Origin of the sequence: Paenibacillus sp. lzh-N1 (genome assembly GCF_002872435.1) — a bacterium.
In the GTDB taxonomy this organism is placed as follows: domain Bacteria; phylum Bacillota; class Bacilli; order Paenibacillales; family Paenibacillaceae; genus Paenibacillus; species Paenibacillus polymyxa_C.
Window position 1 is genome coordinate 2372193 of sequence record NZ_CP025696.1, and the last position, 19979, is coordinate 2392171.

The following is a 19979-nucleotide window of genomic DNA, read 5'->3' on the forward strand; positions in this document are numbered from 1 at the left end:
GGATGATGACAAAAGCAATGGATGCTGGAGGAATGTGTGTTGGCAGATTCAATTCAATCATGGAGGCATGTATTTAAGCTTGATCCTGACAAGGAACTGAATGATGAAGCGCTTGATGCCGTGTGTATGTCTGGTACGGACGCCATTATGGTAGGCGGTTCATCGGGCGTAACGTATGAAAATACGGTGGATTTGCTGTCACGGGTTCGGCGTTACGAGGTGCCGTGTGTGCTTGAGGTATCCGATCTGGAAGCTGTAGTGCCGGGGTTTGATCTATATATGATTCCCATGGTGCTGAATACCAGTGACAGTAATTGGATCATGGGCCAGCACCAACGTGCGATTGAGCAATTTGGTTATATGATCCCTTGGGATTTGCTTGTGACGGAAGGATATATTGTTTTGAACGGTGATTCCACCGTCGCTAAGCTTACCAGTGCGGATACTTCGCTGAGTGCTTCTGCTGCCGCTTCATATGCACAGATTGCTGACAAGCTTATGCATCTACCGATTGTATATGTGGAATATAGCGGTGTCTTTGGAGATATGGAGCTGGTACAACAAATACATCGTGGTATGGAGCGATCTCGTGTCCTATACGGAGGAGGGATCGTGGATAAATCTACCGCGTTACAAGCGGCAGCTGTTTGTGACACCATTGTAGTAGGAAACATTATTTATCGTGATTTGGCGAAAGCGCTGGAGACGGTAGCTGTGAAATTGGAAGTATAGAGCGTGAATTTTATGAAAGCTTAGGGAAAGGAGCATGCACGCATGCAATCAATAGATATACACGAGGCGGTAGCGCGCCTTAATCAGCCTCAGCGTCAGGCCGTGGAGGCGGTAGATGGTCCGCTGCTGATTATGGCTGGCGCAGGCAGTGGTAAGACACGGGTGCTCACGCACCGAATAGCTTACCTCATTGCGACCCGCAAGACGGCTCCATGGGGTATTTTGGCGATTACCTTTACGAATAAGGCCGCGCGTGAAATGCAGGATCGCGTATCCAAGCTAATTGGCCCGCAGGGGAGAGATGTGTGGGTATCCACCTTTCACTCCATGTGTGTGCGTATTTTACGCCGGGATATTGAGCGGATCGGATTTACCTCCAATTTCAGCATCTTGGATTCTACGGATCAATTGTCTGTCATTCGGAGCTGCATGAAGGACTTGAATATAGATACTAAGAAGTTTGAACCCAAAGCGGTTCAGTCTATGATGAGTACGGCTAAAAATGAATTGGTCACTCCCGAAATGTATGAGCGCAAGATTGGCGATTATTTTGAAGGAATTGTGGCGAAGGTATATACCAAGTATCAACAACGGCTCAAAAATAACAACTCTCTTGATTTTGATGATCTGATCATGGCAACGATTCAGCTCTTTAAAGAAGTGCCTGAGGTGCTTGATTTCTACCAAAAGAAATTTCAATACATTCATGTTGATGAATATCAGGATACGAACCGTGCGCAGTACATGCTGTGCAAAATGCTGGCTGACAAGCATCACCGGCTATGCGTTGTAGGTGACAGCGACCAATCCATCTATCGGTGGCGGGGGGCGGATATTAGCAACATTTTGAACTTTGAAGAGGATTACCCAGAAGCACGTACGATTTTGTTGGAGCAGAACTATCGCTCAACTTCGAATATTCTTAATGCAGCTAACGAAGTCATTGGCCAAAATACAGGCCGTAAGCCGAAAAAACTATGGACCGACAAAGAAGGCGGTGCCAAGATTAAGGTTTATCGTGCTGACTCCGAACATGACGAAGGCTACTTTATCGCCTCAGAAATTCATAAGAATATTAAGGCGGGCAAAACCTATAGCCATCATGCTATTTTGTACCGTACGAATGCCCAGTCCCGGGTAGTCGAGGAAATTTTGATTAAATCGGATATTCCTTACCAAATCGTGGGCGGAATCAAGTTCTATGATCGTAAAGAGATTAAGGATTTACTGGCGTATCTTCGCCTACTGTCCAATCCTGACGACGACATCAGCTTGATCCGAATCATTAATGTACCGAAACGAAGCATCGGCGACACAACGGTCGGCAAATTGCAGGCAGCTGCAGCGGAACGTGGCGTTTCAATTTTCCGTGTACTTCAAGTGGTAGATGACTTAGGCTTTGCTGGACGCACGCGCAATGCGCTTGTAGAGTTTTACGATATGATCGAGGGTTTAAGTCGGATGGTGGATTATCTGTCAGTTACTGAGCTGACCGAAAAAATGCTGGAAACCACCCAATATCGATTAGAACTGCAAAACGAGAATACACTCGAGTCACGCTCGCGTTTGGAGAATATTGATGAGTTCCTGTCGGTAACTATGGAATTTGAAAAAGGAACGGAAGACAAGTCACTTGTTTCCTTCCTGACCGATCTTGCTCTAATTGCCGATATTGATTCCATGAATGACGATGAAGAGGAGCAGAGTGATGCGGTTGTATTAATGACCATGCATAGCGCTAAAGGACTGGAGTTTCCTATCGTATTTATCGTTGGGATGGAGGAAGGGGTATTCCCTCACAGCAGGGCCTTTTTGGATAATGAAGAGCTGGAGGAAGAGCGCAGATTGGCGTACGTCGGGATTACCCGTGCTGAGGAGCAGTTGTTCCTCACATGCGCACAGATGCGCACTCTGTTTGGACGTACCACAGCTAACCCGCCTTCCCGCTTTCTCGAAGAGATTCCGGATGAGTTAAAAGAAGATACGATCATCAAGCGTGACCGCTACCGTCGTTCAGGCAATGTAGGAGGATCTTATGGTGGTCGCGGACTGGGCAAAAGCAGTGGCAGCAACTTTGGTGGAGAGCGCTCGTTTGATACGATGAGCCGTAGTGGCTCGTCTGCCTCCGCGTCGCCCCGCGTAACAGTGACCACTTCCTCGCCCGCAAAACCAACTTCGACTGCTTCGACAGGAGGTCCATCCATTTTTGCTGCCGGAGACAAGGTACAGCATGGCAAATGGGGAATTGGAACCATTGTAGCTGTAAAAGGGACGGGCAATGATATGGAACTTCAGATTGCTTTCCCTGCTCCGGTAGGGGTTAAGCGACTGTTGGCTGGATTTGCGCCGATTACAAAAGTAGAGTAAATCTCAAATCTCAAATTTCATTAAATCTCGAACCTCATAGGGCAGCTTGGCTTAGGTCTCTGCCCTAATGAAGTTCCCGGAGGGATACGCCTGCATGAACCCAATGCACAGGATGGAGCAGCTTGTTGCTGAACTGAACACATATAACTATCACTACTATACATTGGATGACCCCCAGATCAGCGACAAAGAATATGATGTGCTTTATGACGAACTGGTAGCGCTTGAACAAACAAGCGGTCTTGTTCTGCCAGATTCGCCAACACAGCGTGTGGGCGGGGAGATACTCAAGGGCTTCACACCGCATCGCCACCTCGCTCCATTATGGAGCCTTGATAAAGCTCAGAATATGGAGCAGCTGCGTGCATGGAACGCGCGTGTCGTGAAGCTGGTCAATGATTACAATACCAAGAACCCGGAGCAACCCTTGCCATCTCCAGGCTATGCGATAGAACTAAAATTTGATGGACTGACGCTGAACCTGACGTACACGGATGGACAACTGGTGCAGGCTTCTACCCGTGGTAATGGTGTGGTAGGTGAGGGGATACTGGCACAGGTAAAGACGATTAAATCCGTGCCACTTAAAATTCCTTTTCAAAATGGAACTATTGAGGTGCAGGGAGAAGGGATCATGAATCTCTCCGTACTGTCCAATTATAATGAGAAGGCCGTAGAGCCTCTTAAAAATGCACGAAATGCCGCAGCAGGGGCTTTGCGTAACTTGAATCCCAAAGTAACAGCAGAGCGGCGTTTGAATGCATTTTTCTATAATGTAGGCTATGCGGACCGTATTCAGTTTAACAGCCACCAGGAGATGATGACCTTCCTGCGTGAAAATCATTTCAAGGTAAACCCATACCTAACTTACTTTGATAATTTTGATGATGTAATGGAGCAGTTAATTGAGATTGAAGAATCCCGTGCCGGTTTGGATTATCTTATTGATGGGGCAGTATTGAAAATTACAGATATGCGCACACGTGAGGTTCTCGGATATACCGATAAATTCCCACGCTGGGCGGTGGCATATAAGTTCGAAGCAGAGGAAACGACTACGGTGCTTAACTCGGTCGAGTGGAATGTAGGAAGAACCGGGAAGATCACTCCACTGGCTAGGGTAGAACCGGTAGAGCTGGCGGGAGTCACTGTACAAAATTGTACGCTGAACAATGCTGGTGATATCGAGCGTAAGAACCTGAAGTTTGCCTTGGGGGCGCGTGTGTTTATTCGTCGCTCAAACGATGTTATTCCTGAGATTTTGGGAAAAGTAACATCTGAGAACGATGGGGAGGAAATTGTTGTTCCAGAGCATTGTCCAGCTTGTGGATTTCCGTTGCAGCAGCGAGGCGCCCATTTATTTTGTGACAATAAGCTAGGTTGTAAACCACAAATTGTGGCCCGCATTTCCCATTTTGCATCACGTGATGCCATGGACATTGAGACGTTCAGTGACAAAACAGCTATCCAACTGCATGATGAATTGGGAGTTCGTGAACCTGCGGATCTGTATACACTGCAATATGATGATCTTGTGAAGCTGGAGCGGTTTGGTGAGAAAAAGGCCAATAACCTCTTGGTGGCACTTGAAAAGAGTAAGGAGAGAGATTTGGCCTCTTTCCTTTATGCTCTGGGCATACCGAATACCGGTAAAGCGACGACACGCATGCTGGCTGAACACTATCGTGATTTGCACAAGACGATGTCCGCTACGGTGGATGAACTGATAGAACTGCCGGATGTAGGTGGGATTGTAGCTGAAAGCATTGTTGCATTCTTTGCCGATCCATTTACTCAAGCAGGGATTGAAAAGATGCTGTCTCTAGGAGTAAAAGCTCAGGCCCCCGAAGCTCCACAGGTGAAAAAGACAGACAGCTTTTTCAGTGGGAAAACGGTTGTGCTTACAGGTACCTTGCATCAGCTTACGCGTGATGAAGCTGCATCAAGGTTGGAGGCGCTGGGAGCCAAAGTTGCCGGATCTGTATCGAAAAAGACGGATCTAGTCATAGCTGGTGAAAAGGCTGGGAGCAAGCTGGCTAAGGCACAACAGCTCGGAATCGACACCATAGAAGATGAGGATGAATTCATCAGACTGTTAGAACAAGAATAATAGTTTTTGTAATGAGGGCAGTCATTCCGTTCCAGAGCGGAGTGGCTGCCTTATTATCTGTTATGTAGTAAAGAACAAGAGTATAAAAAAGTGCTTGCTAAATAACTTTAGACATGATATATTATTAGACGTTGCTTTGAGAATAGCATTTCTTGAAGCGAGGTTGTTGAAAAGATAATCAAAAAAAGATTTGACAAGTAAGTAACTAACATGATATGATCTAATTCCTGACTCGTTAAACAAACGAAGACAGACAAGTTCTTTGAAAACTGAACAAATGGATGATGAATAAAGATTACTTCTTTTATAAAGAAGAATCGCTAGCTTTAAAAATGAGCTAATCGCTCTTTCTATAACCAACTTCGGTTGGTCTTTAATGGAGAGTTTGATCCTGGCTCAGGACGAACGCTGGCGGCGTGCCTAATACATGCAAGTCGAGCGAGGTTATTTAGAAGCTTGCTTCTAAATAACCTAGCGGCGGACGGGTGAGTAACACGTAGGCAACCTGCCCACAAGACAGGGATAACTACCGGAAACGGTAGCTAATACCCGATACATCCTTTTCCTGCATGGGAGAAGGAGGAAAGGCGGAGCAATCTGTCACTTGTGGATGGGCCTGCGGCGCATTAGCTAGTTGGTGGGGTAAAGGCCTACCAAGGCGACGATGCGTAGCCGACCTGAGAGGGTGATCGGCCACACTGGGACTGAGACACGGCCCAGACTCCTACGGGAGGCAGCAGTAGGGAATCTTCCGCAATGGGCGAAAGCCTGACGGAGCAACGCCGCGTGAGTGATGAAGGTTTTCGGATCGTAAAGCTCTGTTGCCAGGGAAGAACGTCTTGTAGAGTAACTGCTACAAGAGTGACGGTACCTGAGAAGAAAGCCCCGGCTAACTACGTGCCAGCAGCCGCGGTAATACGTAGGGGGCAAGCGTTGTCCGGAATTATTGGGCGTAAAGCGCGCGCAGGCGGCTCTTTAAGTCTGGTGTTTAATCCCGAGGCTCAACTTCGGGTCGCACTGGAAACTGGAGAGCTTGAGTGCAGAAGAGGAGAGTGGAATTCCACGTGTAGCGGTGAAATGCGTAGAGATGTGGAGGAACACCAGTGGCGAAGGCGACTCTCTGGGCTGTAACTGACGCTGAGGCGCGAAAGCGTGGGGAGCAAACAGGATTAGATACCCTGGTAGTCCACGCCGTAAACGATGAATGCTAGGTGTTAGGGGTTTCGATACCCTTGGTGCCGAAGTTAACACATTAAGCATTCCGCCTGGGGAGTACGGTCGCAAGACTGAAACTCAAAGGAATTGACGGGGACCCGCACAAGCAGTGGAGTATGTGGTTTAATTCGAAGCAACGCGAAGAACCTTACCAGGTCTTGACATCCCTCTGACCGGTCTAGAGATAGACCTTTCCTTCGGGACAGAGGAGACAGGTGGTGCATGGTTGTCGTCAGCTCGTGTCGTGAGATGTTGGGTTAAGTCCCGCAACGAGCGCAACCCTTATGCTTAGTTGCCAGCAGGTCAAGCTGGGCACTCTAAGCAGACTGCCGGTGACAAACCGGAGGAAGGTGGGGATGACGTCAAATCATCATGCCCCTTATGACCTGGGCTACACACGTACTACAATGGCCGGTACAACGGGAAGCGAAGGAGCGATCTGGAGCCAATCCTAGAAAAGCCGGTCTCAGTTCGGATTGTAGGCTGCAACTCGCCTACATGAAGTCGGAATTGCTAGTAATCGCGGATCAGCATGCCGCGGTGAATACGTTCCCGGGTCTTGTACACACCGCCCGTCACACCACGAGAGTTTACAACACCCGAAGTCGGTGAGGTAACCGCAAGGAGCCAGCCGCCGAAGGTGGGGTAGATGATTGGGGTGAAGTCGTAACAAGGTAGCCGTATCGGAAGGTGCGGCTGGATCACCTCCTTTCTATGGAGAATCGTTTCCTGCAATGGAAACATTCAAATATGAAGCAGAGCTTCAACAGTTCATCATTCCATTTGTTCAGTTTTGATGGAACTTGTGAGGGGCCATAGCTCAGCTGGGAGAGCGCCTGCCTTGCACGCAGGAGGTCAGCGGTTCGATCCCGCTTGGCTCCACCAATTACAATTTCATCTATAATTGTTTGAAGATCATTAACTCTTCAGGAGTTAATTGATAATCACACAGCTTTGCACCTTGAAAACTGGATACCGAAACGAAATTGCGTTTTAGAATATTCCTTTAAGCTGATCTTGTGTAAACAAGTGAAATAAAGGTAGCATATCGTATTTACATTGTAGATACTAGGTTAAGCTACAAAGAGCACACGGAGGATGCCTAGGCGCCAGGAGCCGACGAAGGACGTGGCGAACAACGATAAGGCCTCGGGGAGCTGTAAGCAAGCTTTGATCCGGGGATGTCCGAATGGGGAAACCCGGCTGTCTTCATCGACAGTCACTACTCACTGAATTCATAGGTGAGTGAGAGGCAGACCAGGGGAACTGAAACATCTAAGTACCCTGAGGAAGAGAAAACAATAGTGATTCCGTCAGTAGCGGCGAGCGAACGCGGATTAGCCCAAACCAAGGAGCTTGCTCCTTGGGGTTGTGGGACGTCTCACATGGAGTTACAAAGGAATCGGTTAGATGAAGAGGTCTGGAAAGGCCCGCCAGAGAAGGTAAAAGCCCTGTAATTCAAAACTTGTTCCCTCCGAGACGGATCCCGAGTAGTGCGGGGCACGTGAAACCCCGTATGAATCCGGCAGGACCATCTGCCAAGGCTAAATACTCCCTGGCGACCGATAGTGAAGCAGTACCGTGAGGGAAAGGTGAAAAGCACCCCGGAAGGGGAGTGAAATAGATCCTGAAACCGTGTGCTTACAAGAAGTCAGAGCCCGATCGATGGGTGATGGCGTGCCTTTTGTAGAATGAACCGGCGAGTTACGTTCCCGTGCAAGGTTAAGGTGAAGAGCTGAAGCCGCAGCGAAAGCGAGTCTGAATAGGGCGAATGAGTACGTGGACGTAGACCCGAAACCGGGTGATCTACCCCTGTCCAGGGTGAAGGTGCGGTAACACGCACTGGAGGCCCGAACCCACGCATGTTGAAAAATGCGGGGATGAGGTGGGGGTAGCGGAGAAATTCCAATCGAACCCGGAGATAGCTGGTTCTCCCCGAAATAGCTTTAGGGCTAGCCTCGGAAAGAAGAATCGTGGAGGTAGAGCACTGATTGGGTGCGGGGCCCGCAAGGGTTACCAAGCTCAGTCAAACTCCGAATGCCATAGATTTAGTTCCGGGAGTCAGACAGTGAGTGCTAAGATCCATTGTCGAAAGGGAAACAGCCCAGACCATCAGCTAAGGTCCCCAAGTGTGTGTTAAGTGGGAAAGGATGTGGAGTTGCACAGACAACCAGGATGTTGGCTTAGAAGCAGCCACCATTGAAAGAGTGCGTAATAGCTCACTGGTCGAGTGACTCTGCGCCGAAAATGTAACGGGGCTAAACACACCACCGAAGCTATGGCTTGATGCATTTGCATCAGGGGTAGGGGAGCGTTGAATGCGGGTTGAAGGTGTACCGGAAGGAGCGCTGGACTGCATTCAAGTGAGAATGCCGGTATGAGTAACGAAAAGATCTGTGAGAATCAGATCCGCCGAAAGCCTAAGGGTTCCTGAGGAAGGTTCGTCCGCTCAGGGTAAGTCGGGACCTAAGGCGAGGCCGATAGGCGTAGTCGAAGGACAACAGGTCGAAATTCCTGTACCACCGTAATCCGTGATGAGCGATGGGGTGACGCAGTAGGGTAGTGACGCGGACTGATGGATGTCCGTCTAAGCAGTGAGGCTGATGTGTAGGCAAATCCGCACATCGTAAGGCTGGGCTGTGATGGGGAGCGAAAATTATAGTAGCGAAGGTCATGATCTCAGACTGCCAAGAAAAGCCTCTAGCCAGGAGAAGGTGCCCGTACCGCAAACCGACACAGGTAGGCGAGAAGAGAATTCTAAGGCGCGCGGAAGAACTCTCGTTAAGGAACTCGGCAAAATGACCCCGTAACTTCGGGAGAAGGGGTGCCTCGGTAGGGTGAATAGCCCGAGGGGGCCGCAGTGAAAAGGCCCAAGCGACTGTTTAGCAAAAACACAGGTCTGTGCGAAGCCGCAAGGCGAAGTATACGGGCTGACGCCTGCCCGGTGCTGGAAGGTTAAGGGGAGTGGTAAGCTCGCAAGAGCGAAGCTATGAACCGAAGCCCCAGTAAACGGCGGCCGTAACTATAACGGTCCTAAGGTAGCGAAATTCCTTGTCAGGTAAATTCTGACCCGCACGAATGGCGTAACGACTTGGGCGCTGTCTCAACGAGAGATCCGGTGAAATTTTAATACCTGTGAAGATGCAGGTTACCCGCGACAAGACGGAAAGACCCCATGGAGCTTTACTGCAGCTTGATATTGAATTTGGGTACGATCTGTACAGGATAGGTGGGAGCCGTTGAACCTTGAGCGCCAGCTTGAGAGGAGGCATCCTTGGGATACCACCCTGATCGTATCTAGGTTCTAACTTGGTACCGTGATCCGGTGCGAGGACAGTGTCAGGTGGGCAGTTTGACTGGGGCGGTCGCCTCCTAAAGAGTAACGGAGGCGCCCCAAGGTTCCCTCAGAATGGTTGGAAATCATTCGAAGAGTGCAAAGGCAGAAGGGAGCTTGACTGCGAGACCTACAAGTCGAGCAGGGACGAAAGTCGGGCTTAGTGATCCGGTGGTACCGCATGGAAGGGCCATCGCTCAACGGATAAAAGCTACCCTGGGGATAACAGGCTTATCTCCCCCAAGAGTCCACATCGACGGGGAGGTTTGGCACCTCGATGTCGGCTCATCGCATCCTGGGGCTGAAGTAGGTCCCAAGGGTTGGGCTGTTCGCCCATTAAAGCGGTACGCGAGCTGGGTTCAGAACGTCGTGAGACAGTTCGGTCCCTATCTGTCGTGGGCGTAGGAAATTTGAGAGGAGCTGTCCTTAGTACGAGAGGACCGGGATGGACGTACCGCTGGTGTACCAGTTGTTCCGCCAGGAGCACCGCTGGGTAGCTATGTACGGAAGGGATAAGCGCTGAAAGCATCTAAGCGTGAAGCCCCCCTCAAGATGAGATTTCCCAATTAGTAAGACCCCTTGAAGACGACGAGGTAGATAGGTTGGGGGTGGAAGTGCAGTAATGCATGGAGCTGACCAATACTAATCGGTCGAGGGCTTATCCTAAAGATAAGACGCAAGGAAGTTTCGGATCCAGTTTTCAGGGTATAAGTTCAGTATATCGTCAGCTCAAGTAGCTGAAGTTACACGGACAAACACACAGCATTTGGCGATGCTGATTCCTGAAAAAGAATTTACGGTGTAAATTCATGTTTGGTGGCGATAGCGGAGGGGTTCCACACGTACCCATCCCGAACACGACCGTTAAGCCCTCCAGCGCCGATGGTACTTGGACCGCAGGGTCCTGGGAGAGTAGGACGCCGCCAAGCAAAAGTGAAAAAGGATGATAACCTTAGCAGGTTATCATCCTTTTTTTTATGTATTTTGTGGATGGACACCTGCTTCTAAGGTTGACAGAGAGAAGATGCTTTGCGACACTCTAAGTGCGTATTTTTTTAAAAGGTCCAAGTATACGAGCGAGGTGACGAAGTTATGAAGATCAGGCAATTACAACGTGAGGAATTTGAAGCAGCTATTGAATTATCCCAGTATGCTTTTCAGTTTACAATGCCCCCGGAGGATCTGGAGAAAGCTAAGAAGAAATTCAAACCAGAACAAACATGGGGAATCTTCGACGGGCACGAATTGAATGCTAAACTGACTTTGCTGCCGCTACAAGTATACATACATGGTCAGGTTTTTGATATGGGGGGCATTGCTGGTGTGGCAACGTGGCCGGAAAAGCGTCGCGGGGGTATGGTTTCACGTTTGTTGACGCATGCGCTTGAAGAGATGAAGACTGCAGGACAAAGCCTTTCTTTTCTGCATCCATTCTCATTTGCCTTTTATCGTAAATTTGGATGGGAAACATATACGGAGTACAAAAAGTACGTCATTCCAATTGATAAATTCCCTGCTAAACTTAAAACAGAAGGTATAGTCAAACGGGATATCAAAAATATTTCAGAATTGGACCAAGTGTATCAATCGTATGCTTCACGTTACAATGGTATGCTGGTACGAGATAAGGAATGGTGGCAGGAACGGATTTTAAATGAAAATTATCGAACTGTAGTATATTACACGGATGCAGGCGATCCTCAGGGATATGCACTATACAAAATAGAAGATAAACAGTTAAATTGTGATGAGTTGGTATATGAAAATGAGACGGCACGTCGGGCTTTGTGGACTTATTTTGCAAATCATGACTCAATGATAACCCAAGGTAAATTTATTTACGTTCCAGCAGATGACAACCTGCCCTTTTTACTCGATGATCCGCGAATTCAACAGGAAACGGTGCCTTATTTTATGGGGCGTATTGTGGATGCAGTTGCTTTTGTAGAGAGATACCCTTTTGAGCAGATTGGAGAAGAAACAAGTTTGACCTTACATCTGACAGATCGGTATGCCCCTTGGAATGAAGGAGTATGGAGATTAACAATTACTACGGAGGGGCAAGGACATCTGGCAAGAGTGGATACAAGCAATTTATCTGACAACGCCTTAGCAGCTGACTTGAAACTGGGAATTCAGTCATTAACAACTTTAATGCTCGGCTACCAGCAAGCTGATAACCTGTCTAATTGGGGGCGTATTGAAGGAAGCAGTAAGTCTGTGGCTGCACTTAAACGTGTAATACCAATAAAACAAACATTCTTATTGGATTTTTTCTGATAAAGGTCCAATTGGTTCTTCTTAATGTCCAACTTTTTTTTAACCAAATAGGATGTGGTTTATCATAATTACTCAAAGCTCTTTCCATAATGGGAAGAGTTTTTTGTAATATGGTATAAAACATAATTAGATTGCGAAAAATGGTATTGACCCCTTGGCAAAAATGAAATTTGTGCTATAATACGAATATAGTCAAAGAAAGTCAAAGTCAATTGGAATCAGTGTGATTCCACAAAAGTATTATGTTGTTGGATTGGCCGTATATAACAATTTGACAGCAAAAAAGTAAAAAATAACGACCTGATTTGCGTATAGTTAGGAGCTGCTTCTTATGGACAGAAGAGAAGTGTATGATTTATCGCAAATAAAGGTCACACTAGAAACAAAACGGTACAATTCCAATGGATGTAGAACAGGCAATAGCCTGAATACAGCTTAGATTCGTGACTATACCGTTTGGTTAAGTTCAATATACGGCGGACTCTGTGGAGCGTGAAATGTACTTGAATACTTGCGTTTCCGTTAGTGGAGGATGATGAAATGCGCAATGTTTCCGACATTATTGAACAATATTTGAAGAGCATGCTGTTGGAAAGTCCCCAAGGCTTAGTGGAGATTCAGCGCAATGATCTGGCTGACCGCTTTTCCTGCGTACCGTCGCAAATTAATTATGTAATTAGTACCCGGTTTACGCTGGAAAAAGGTTATGTGGTGGAAAGTAAACGCGGTGGTGGAGGCTACATTCGAATTCAGCGAATTCAATTACCTGCACAACATGCGATCCATACACACCTTCATCAGAGCATCGGGGAGGAAATTAGCCAATCGGCAGCAGAAGGATTGATTTATCAGTTAGAGGAAGCTCATTTTTTAAGCAAAAGGGAAGCTGGTCTAATGAAGGCTGCTTTATCAAGAGATACATTATTGCTAAAGCTTCCCTATCGTGACCAACTGCGAGCAAGATTGCTTAAGGCTATGCTGATCTCGTTGCTGGCGGCCAAATAGCTAGTATCCACTAACCAGTGAATAGAGATTTGCAATTCAGATGTAGGGATTTGTAAAAATCCTGACGTTGAAGGAGGTGCTTTTATGCTGTGCCAAGAATGTAATATGCGGCCGGCAACTTTGCATTTCACCAAAATTGTGAATGGCGAAAAGACAGAGTTTCATATTTGTGAGACATGTGCGAAGGAAAAAGGGGAGATGATCCCTGGAACACCTAATGGCTTTTCGATTCATAGCTTGTTGTCGGGGATGTTGGATTTTGACTCCAGCACAAAGAGCCAGTCTTCAGGTCACACTGTTCCCCAAAATCTGCAATGCAAGGATTGCGGTATGACTTATACACAGTTTAGTAAGCTAGGACGTTTTGGATGTCCATCATGCTATCAATATTTTGATAGTCGTCTGGACCCTCTGTTCAAGCGTGTGCATGGTAGTACGAGTCATGTTGGGAAAGTTCCGGTCCGTACTGGAGGCCGATTAAAGGTTAAACGGCAAATTGATGATTTAAAAAAAGAGATGCAACAACACATTGTACAGGAAGAATTCGAATCAGCTGCTGAGCTTAGGGATCAAATCAGAAAGCTTGAAAAAGAAATGACTGAAGAGTAAAGTTTGTGAAGAGTAGGAGGGAATGCGTGATGCCCAATATCCGATTTACGGAAAAGCCGCTAAGTGATTGGATGCGTGGTGATGCTGCGGATTCGGAGATTGTCATTAGCAGCCGGGTAAGAATTGCGCGTAACTTGCAGCATTTGCCTTTTCCCATGCTTGCTACCAATCAGCAGTCGGAAGAAGTGCTTCAACGCTTAACGGATATCCTTCAGTATGATGATTTGCGTCGTTTTGGTACTTTTCATACCTTGAAAATATCCGAGTTGGATGAGATCGACAAGCAGGTACTGGTTGAGAAGCACTTAATTAGTCCTAATTTGGCGAACGAATCTCGCAACGGTGCTGTGTTGATTAGTGATGATGAATCAGTTAGTGTTATGATAAATGAAGAGGATCATCTGCGTATTCAGTGCTTATATCCGGGATGTCAGGTGAGAGAAGCCTGGGAACGCGCTATGGTCATTGATGATGCATTTGAAGCTCATGTTGATTATGCATTTGATGATCGGAGGGGGTTTCTGACCAGTTGTCCGACGAATGTCGGCACAGGTATGCGAGCTTCGGTGATGATGCATTTGCCCGCATTAGTTATGACTCATCAAATCAATCGTATATTGTCCGCTGTTTCACAGGTAGGTCTTACGGTTCGCGGCATTTATGGTGAAGGCAGTGAAGCAGTTGGAAATTTGTTTCAGGTATCTAATCAGATTACCCTGGGACAAACCGAAGCGGAAATTATCGAGAATCTGCATGGCGTGGTGCTGCAAATTATAGAGCACGAACGTTCTGCCAGAGAACGATTGATGAATGAATCCATGCTGCGGATTACAGATCGGGTGATGCGTTCATTCGGTATTTTGTCATATGCAGCAGTTTTGGATTCCAAGGAGGCTGCACAGCGGCTGTCCGATGTACGTCTCGGTGTAGATTTAGGGATTTTGGAGCGTCCTTCCATTGCAGCGATGAATGAGCTTAATGTGATGACGCAACCTGGCTTTCTGCAAAAAAGCTTTGGGGATAAAATGAATACCGGTGAGCGCGATATGTACCGGGCGAAGCTGATCCGGCAAAAATTAGGCACAACCCTTTAATATATAGAATGATCTGAAATACACATTGTGGAGGTGCAGGATATATGATGTTTGGAAGATTTACGGAACGTGCACAGAAAGTGCTTGCCTTGGCCCAGGAAGAAGCTGTTCGATTGGGACACAACAACATTGGCACAGAGCACATTTTGCTAGGACTCATTCGTGAAGGCGAAGGAATAGCAGCGAAAGCCTTAATCGGTTTAGGGCTGGGACTGGAGAAAATCCAGGATGAAGTGGAAACACTGATTGGACGCGGTCAAGAGCAACCGACGAACATTGCCTATACTCCACGTGCCAAAAAAGTCATTGAGCTGTCTATGGATGAAGCACGTAAATTGGGTCATACCTATGTAGGTACCGAGCATATTTTGCTAGGTCTTATTCGTGAAGGTGAAGGCGTGGCAGCACGTGTTCTGAACAACCTGGGTATCAGTTTGAACAAAGCGCGTCAGCAAGTGCTTCAATTGCTCGGCAGCAGCGAGGCAGTTTCCAGCCATCACGGTGCTCCAGCTAATGTCAGCACGCCAACCCTGGACAGTCTGGCACGCGATCTGACAGCTTCTGCGAAGGAAAATAACCTGGACCCCGTTATTGGGCGCAGCAAGGAAATTGAGCGCGTTATTCAAGTGCTCAGCCGCCGTACAAAGAACAATCCTGTTTTGATTGGTGAACCTGGGGTAGGTAAAACAGCGATTGCCGAAGGATTGGCACAAAAAATCATAGCGAATGAGATTCCTGAAACCTTGCGCGACAAACGCGTAATGACACTCGATATGGGCTCTGTAGTAGCAGGTACTAAGTATCGTGGTGAATTTGAGGATCGCTTGAAGAAGATTATGGACGAGATTCGTCAAGCCGGAAATATCGTACTGTTCATTGATGAGCTGCATACGCTGATTGGTGCTGGTGGAGCGGAAGGCGCAATTGATGCGTCCAACATCCTGAAACCTGCTCTGGCACGTGGCGAGCTGCAATGTATCGGTGCTACTACGCTGGATGAATATCGCAAATATATTGAGAAAGATGCTGCTTTGGAGCGTCGTTTCCAACCTATTACAGTGGATCAACCTTCTCCAGAAGAAGCAATCCAAATCTTGTATGGTCTGCGCGACCGTTACGAAGCGCATCACCGTGTAAAAATCACGGATGAGGCTATTGAAGCTGCAGTAAGATTGTCAGATCGTTATATTACTGATCGCTTCCTACCGGATAAGGCTATTGACCTTATTGATGAAGCAGGTTCCAAGGTAAGGCTGAATTCCTATACAGTACCGCCAAACCTGAAACAGCTGGAAAACCGTCTGGAAGATATCCGCAAGGAAAAAGATTCAGCGGTACAAAGTCAGGAGTTTGAAAAGGCAGCTGCGCTACGCGATACAGAGCAAAAGATTCGTGAAGAGCTGGATGTCACTAAAAACCAATGGAAAGAACAACAGGGGCGTACAGATTCCGAAGTTACACCAGAGGATATCGCTCAGGTTGTTGCCATCTGGACTGGTGTCCCAGTCAGCAAGCTAAAAGAAGAAGAAACACATCGTTTGCTGAATATGGAGCAACTGTTGCATGAACGGGTGATTGGGCAGGACGAAGCTGTTAAGGCAGTAAGCCGGGCGATTCGCCGGGCACGCGCCGGTCTGAAAGATCCGAAGCGTCCAATTGGCTCCTTTATTTTCCTCGGTCCAACTGGGGTTGGTAAAACAGAGCTGGCACGCGCCTTGGCTGAATCTATGTTTGGTGATGAAAATGCGGTTATCCGTATTGATATGTCCGAATATATGGAGAAGCACTCCACATCCCGTCTGGTAGGAGCGCCTCCAGGGTACGTTGGATATGAAGAAGGCGGTCAACTGACTGAGAAGGTACGTCGTAAGCCTTACTCTGTTGTGTTGCTGGATGAAATTGAAAAGGCACACCCAGAAGTATTCAATATTCTGCTGCAAGTGTTGGAGGATGGACGTCTGACGGATTCCAAAGGTCGTGTTGTTGACTTCCGTAACACACTCATCATCCTAACTTCCAACGTTGGTGCGCAGGCAATCAAACGCAACTCCACGCTTGGCTTTACAGCTGTTGTGGACGCTGGGGCGGATTACGATAACATGAAGGGCAAAGTGATGGATGAACTGAAGAAAAGCTTCCGTCCTGAGTTCTTGAACCGGATAGATGAAATTATCGTTTTCCATTCTCTCGAAGAAAAACATATTGCCGAAATTGTTTCACTCATGTCTGAGGAGCTGCGTAAGCGTCTGAATGAGTATGAGGTGGACTTTGAGTTGACAGACAAGGCTAAGAATTTCCTTGCTAAGGAAGGCTTCGATCCAGCGTATGGTGCGCGTCCATTGCGTCGTGCAATCCAGAAGCATATTGAAGATCGCCTGTCCGAGGAACTGTTGACTGGAAACATTTCTAAAGGCGACTCTCTCTACATTGATGAAGAGAACGGCGCATTGACAGTAACGAAAAAGGATAATGTATCCGCGAAGTCCTAAAGCAGTTTAGTAAATAAAACATTAGAAAAGGGTGTCTCGCAGGCTGGAAAGCTATTGCGAAGGCACCCTTTTTGTGTATTGAATACCTTGAATGGGTAGGCTAAAAGCTTTGGGAAAGTTTGTGATACTGCTTTACGTCCGCCAAGCTTCAATGGTAAACTTTTATTGTTACAGCTCTTTCAGGTGCTGTGTGAAGAATAAATTTGACATCATCGTCGTCAAGAAGGAGCCAGGGAATAAAGTATGGCTAAAGTGAAAACTAAATTTTCCTGTACGGAATGTGGCTATGAATCGCCTAAATGGTACGGAAAATGCCCTGGATGCCAGGCATGGAATTCCATGGTCGAAGAAACGGAAAGCGTTGTAAAAACTCAAGGAATGGGATCTTCCCTTCTTACTCATAGCACAAAAGACAAACCGCTTCCTATTATTGAAGTGGAAAGTGGCAAAGAAACACGAATTTTGACGGGAATTGGTGAATTAAATCGTGTACTTGGTGGAGGTGTGGTGCCAGGTTCACTTGTTCTGGTGGGTGGTGATCCGGGGATCGGCAAGTCTACGCTTATGCTGCAAACCTCTAATGAGCTGGCTTTAACTGGTTTAAAGGTTCTGTACGTGTCTGGTGAGGAATCCGTCCGCCAAACAAAGCTACGTGCAGATCGCCTCGGTGCCTTGTCTCCCAGTCTGTACGTATTATGTGAGACGAATTTGGAGACGATTGAAGAAGCAGTGGACAGCTTGAAGCCAGAGTTTTTGGTCATCGACTCGATACAGACTGTATATTTACCTGAGGTGACAAGTGCGCCTGGTAGTGTAGCACAGGTGCGCGAGTGTACTTCACGATTTATGCGGATTGCCAAAGGATTAGGTATTGCTACAGTACTGGTAGGGCATGTGACCAAGGAAGGCGCTATTGCAGGTCCGCGTTTGTTGGAGCATATGGTCGATTGTGTACTTTATTTTGAAGGAGAGCGTCATCATACGTATCGGCTGTTGCGTGCGGTTAAGAATCGCTTTGGTTCTACAAATGAAATTGGTATTTTTGAAATGGCCGAAAGTGGTTTGCGTGAGGTGGCGAATCCTTCTGAACTTTTCTTGTCCGAACGGCCACTGGGGGTGGCAGGTTCCACCGTCGTTGCCAGTATGGAGGGAACCCGACCTGTATTGGTTGAACTGCAAGCACTAATTGCAGCTACACATTTCCCATCTCCACGCCGAATGGGTACGGGGATCGACCATCATCGGATGGGATTAATCATTGCCGTCCTAGAAAAGCGGATGGGCATGTTTTTGCAAAACCAGGACGCTTATCTCAACGTTGCTGGAGGCGTAAAGCTGGATGAACCAGCGGTGGATTTAGCTATAGCGGTGAGCATTGCTTCCAGCTTTAGGGATGCTCCTACCAAGCCGTACGATGTGATTTTTGGTGAAGTAGGACTGACAGGCGAGGTGCGGGCTGTATCCCGAGCAGAACAGCGAGTGCGAGAAGCGGAGAAGTTAGGTTTCAAACGGGTGATCATGCCCGAGAAAAGCTTAAAGGGCTGGACACATCCGAAAGGGATACAAATTATAGGAGTTGGAACGGTGGCAGATGCACTGGCAGCCGCATTAGATTAGGGGGCATTGAGAATGAAGGAAGCGAGCCAACTGGATAAAATGAACGATTTGCTGCGGCTTGTGGCACCGGGAACTCCCTTTCGCGACGGATTGGAAAACGTTTTGCGTGCCAAAACGGGTGCTCTTCTGGTCGTTGGCTATAGCCCGGAAGTAATGGAAGTCGTGGATGGCGGTTTCTCTATTAATTGTGATTTTTCACCGAACTATTTGTATGAGCTGGCTAAAATGGACGGCGCAATCATATTGAGCGAGGATTTAAAACGAATTTTATATGCCAATACGCAATTGATTCCCGATTCCTCCATTTCGTCCATAGAAACAGGGATTCGGCATCGCACGGCGGAACGAGTTGCGAAGCAGACTGGCAAACTGGTTGTGTCTATTTCCCAGCGTCGTAATATTATTACGTTGTATCAGGGGACTTTACGGTATGCGCTCAAGGAAATCGGGGTTATTTTAACGAAAGCTAATCAGGCCATTCAGACGCTGGAAAAATATAGATCCGTATTGGGGCAAGCCTCAACGAATTTAACTGCTTCTGAATTCGAAGAGCTGGTTACCATGCCAGAGGTTGTTAATGTCATTCAACGGATCGAAATGGTGCTGCGCATCAAAATGGAGATCAAACGATTTATTAACGAGCTCGGAAATGAGGGCAGGCTGATTAGCATGCAGATGGAGGAGCTTGTCAGCAATATCGAGGAAGAAGCTTGGTTGCTGTATAAGGATTATGCCAAAGACGACAGCGACGAGAAGATTCGTGAAATTATATTGGGACTCAAACGTTCTACGGACGACGAATTACTGGATGTAAATCATATTGTACGTTTATTAGGCTACCCTTCTTCAGCAGCGACATCAGAAGAATATATTGCTGCACGAGGATATCGGGTGCTGAACAAAATACCTCGTTTGCCAAATGTAATTATTCATAATCTGGTAGAACGATTTGGGTGTTTTCCACATGTCATGACAGCAACGATTGAAGAACTAGATGAAGTAGATGGCATAGGAGAGGTTCGTGCACGTACGATTAAAGAAGGGCTTAAACGTTTGCAGGAACAAGTTTTCATTGACAGACAAATGTAAATGTAATACAGTGAAAGGATTATAATGGAACAATTCAT

The 19979-nt window shown here is 47.2% G+C and carries 10 protein-coding genes, 1 tRNA gene and 3 rRNA genes; all 14 read left to right on the plus strand.

The features are described 5' to 3' along the window. Window positions 1–21 precede the first annotated feature (21 nt). The 14 genes from C0638_RS10700 to disA all read left to right on the plus strand — a co-directional run bounded on the left by C0638_RS10700 (window position 22) and on the right by disA (window position 19941). Entirely contained in the window at window positions 22–732 is a 711-nt protein-coding gene (locus C0638_RS10700) for a heptaprenylglyceryl phosphate synthase (protein WP_013373299.1), read from the plus strand. Window positions 733–774: 42 nt separating this feature from the next. Continuing rightward, complete coding sequence (gene pcrA, locus C0638_RS10705; protein WP_013373298.1) at window positions 775–3099, plus strand: DNA helicase PcrA; 2325 nt, start codon at window positions 775–777, stop codon at window positions 3097–3099. A 94-nt stretch (window positions 3100–3193) separates the two neighbouring features. After that, complete coding sequence (gene ligA / locus C0638_RS10710) at window positions 3194–5209, plus strand: NAD-dependent DNA ligase LigA (protein WP_064961729.1); 2016 nt, start codon at window positions 3194–3196, stop codon at window positions 5207–5209. 373 nt (window positions 5210–5582) lie between these two features. Then, window positions 5583–7136 (plus strand): 16S ribosomal RNA (locus tag C0638_RS10715). 97 nt (window positions 7137–7233) lie between these two features. Continuing rightward, window positions 7234–7309 (plus strand) — tRNA-Ala (locus C0638_RS10720). A gap of 186 nt (window positions 7310–7495) precedes the next feature. After that, window positions 7496–10424, plus strand: a 23S ribosomal RNA gene (locus C0638_RS10725). 146 nt (window positions 10425–10570) lie between these two features. Next, window positions 10571–10687: ribosomal RNA gene (gene rrf, locus C0638_RS10730) — 5S ribosomal RNA — on the plus strand. The 16S, 23S and 5S rRNA genes sit together here with 1 tRNA gene alongside, the layout of an rRNA operon. Before the next feature lie 163 nt (window positions 10688–10850). After that, window positions 10851–12038 (plus strand): GNAT family N-acetyltransferase, encoded by a 1188-nt coding sequence (locus C0638_RS10735; RefSeq protein ID WP_058712143.1) that lies wholly within the window; start codon window positions 10851–10853, stop codon window positions 12036–12038. A gap of 540 nt (window positions 12039–12578) precedes the next feature. Further along, the gene (locus tag C0638_RS10740) at window positions 12579–13043 is read left to right on the plus strand and encodes a CtsR family transcriptional regulator (RefSeq protein WP_013373295.1); all 465 of its coding nucleotides are present in this window, start codon (window positions 12579–12581) and stop codon (window positions 13041–13043) included. Window positions 13044–13127: 84 nt separating this feature from the next. Beyond that, a complete protein-coding gene (locus tag C0638_RS10745; protein ID WP_013373294.1) occupies window positions 13128–13652 on the plus strand; it encodes a protein-arginine kinase activator protein McsA in 525 nt (174 codons plus the stop codon). Between the two features lie 29 nt (window positions 13653–13681). Beyond that, entirely contained in the window at window positions 13682–14746 is a 1065-nt protein-coding gene (locus C0638_RS10750; RefSeq protein ID WP_013373293.1) for a protein-arginine kinase McsB, read from the plus strand. Between the two features lie 44 nt (window positions 14747–14790). Next, complete coding sequence (clpC, locus tag C0638_RS10755; RefSeq protein ID WP_016818634.1) at window positions 14791–17235, plus strand: ATP-dependent protease ATP-binding subunit ClpC; 2445 nt, start codon at window positions 14791–14793, stop codon at window positions 17233–17235. A 243-nt stretch (window positions 17236–17478) separates the two neighbouring features. Then, complete coding sequence (gene radA / locus C0638_RS10760; RefSeq protein WP_013373291.1) at window positions 17479–18852, plus strand: DNA repair protein RadA; 1374 nt, start codon at window positions 17479–17481, stop codon at window positions 18850–18852. Window positions 18853–18864: 12 nt separating this feature from the next. Continuing rightward, window positions 18865–19941: a DNA integrity scanning diadenylate cyclase DisA gene (gene disA, locus C0638_RS10765; protein ID WP_040102781.1), complete on the plus strand. Its 1077-nt coding sequence runs from the start codon at window positions 18865–18867 to the stop codon at window positions 19939–19941. Window positions 19942–19979: the final 38 nt, after the last annotated feature.

Bases quoted from the DNA above. Each gene is read 5' to 3' on its own strand.
- C0638_RS10700 (WP_013373299.1), top strand. From the start codon at position 22: ATGCTGGAGGAATGTGTGTTGGCAGATTCAATTCAATCATGGAGGCAT.
- pcrA (WP_013373298.1), top strand. From the start codon at position 775: ATGCAATCAATAGATATACACGAGGCGGTAGCGCGCCTTAATCAGCCT.
- ligA (WP_064961729.1), top strand. From the start codon at position 3,194: ATGAACCCAATGCACAGGATGGAGCAGCTTGTTGCTGAACTGAACACA.
- C0638_RS10735 (WP_058712143.1), top strand. From the start codon at position 10,851: ATGAAGATCAGGCAATTACAACGTGAGGAATTTGAAGCAGCTATTGAA.
- C0638_RS10740 (WP_013373295.1), top strand. From the start codon at position 12,579: ATGCGCAATGTTTCCGACATTATTGAACAATATTTGAAGAGCATGCTG.
- C0638_RS10745 (WP_013373294.1), top strand. From the start codon at position 13,128: ATGCTGTGCCAAGAATGTAATATGCGGCCGGCAACTTTGCATTTCACC.
- C0638_RS10750 (WP_013373293.1), top strand. From the start codon at position 13,682: ATGCCCAATATCCGATTTACGGAAAAGCCGCTAAGTGATTGGATGCGT.
- clpC (WP_016818634.1), top strand. From the start codon at position 14,791: ATGATGTTTGGAAGATTTACGGAACGTGCACAGAAAGTGCTTGCCTTG.
- radA (WP_013373291.1), top strand. From the start codon at position 17,479: ATGGCTAAAGTGAAAACTAAATTTTCCTGTACGGAATGTGGCTATGAA.
- disA (WP_040102781.1), top strand. From the start codon at position 18,865: ATGAAGGAAGCGAGCCAACTGGATAAAATGAACGATTTGCTGCGGCTT.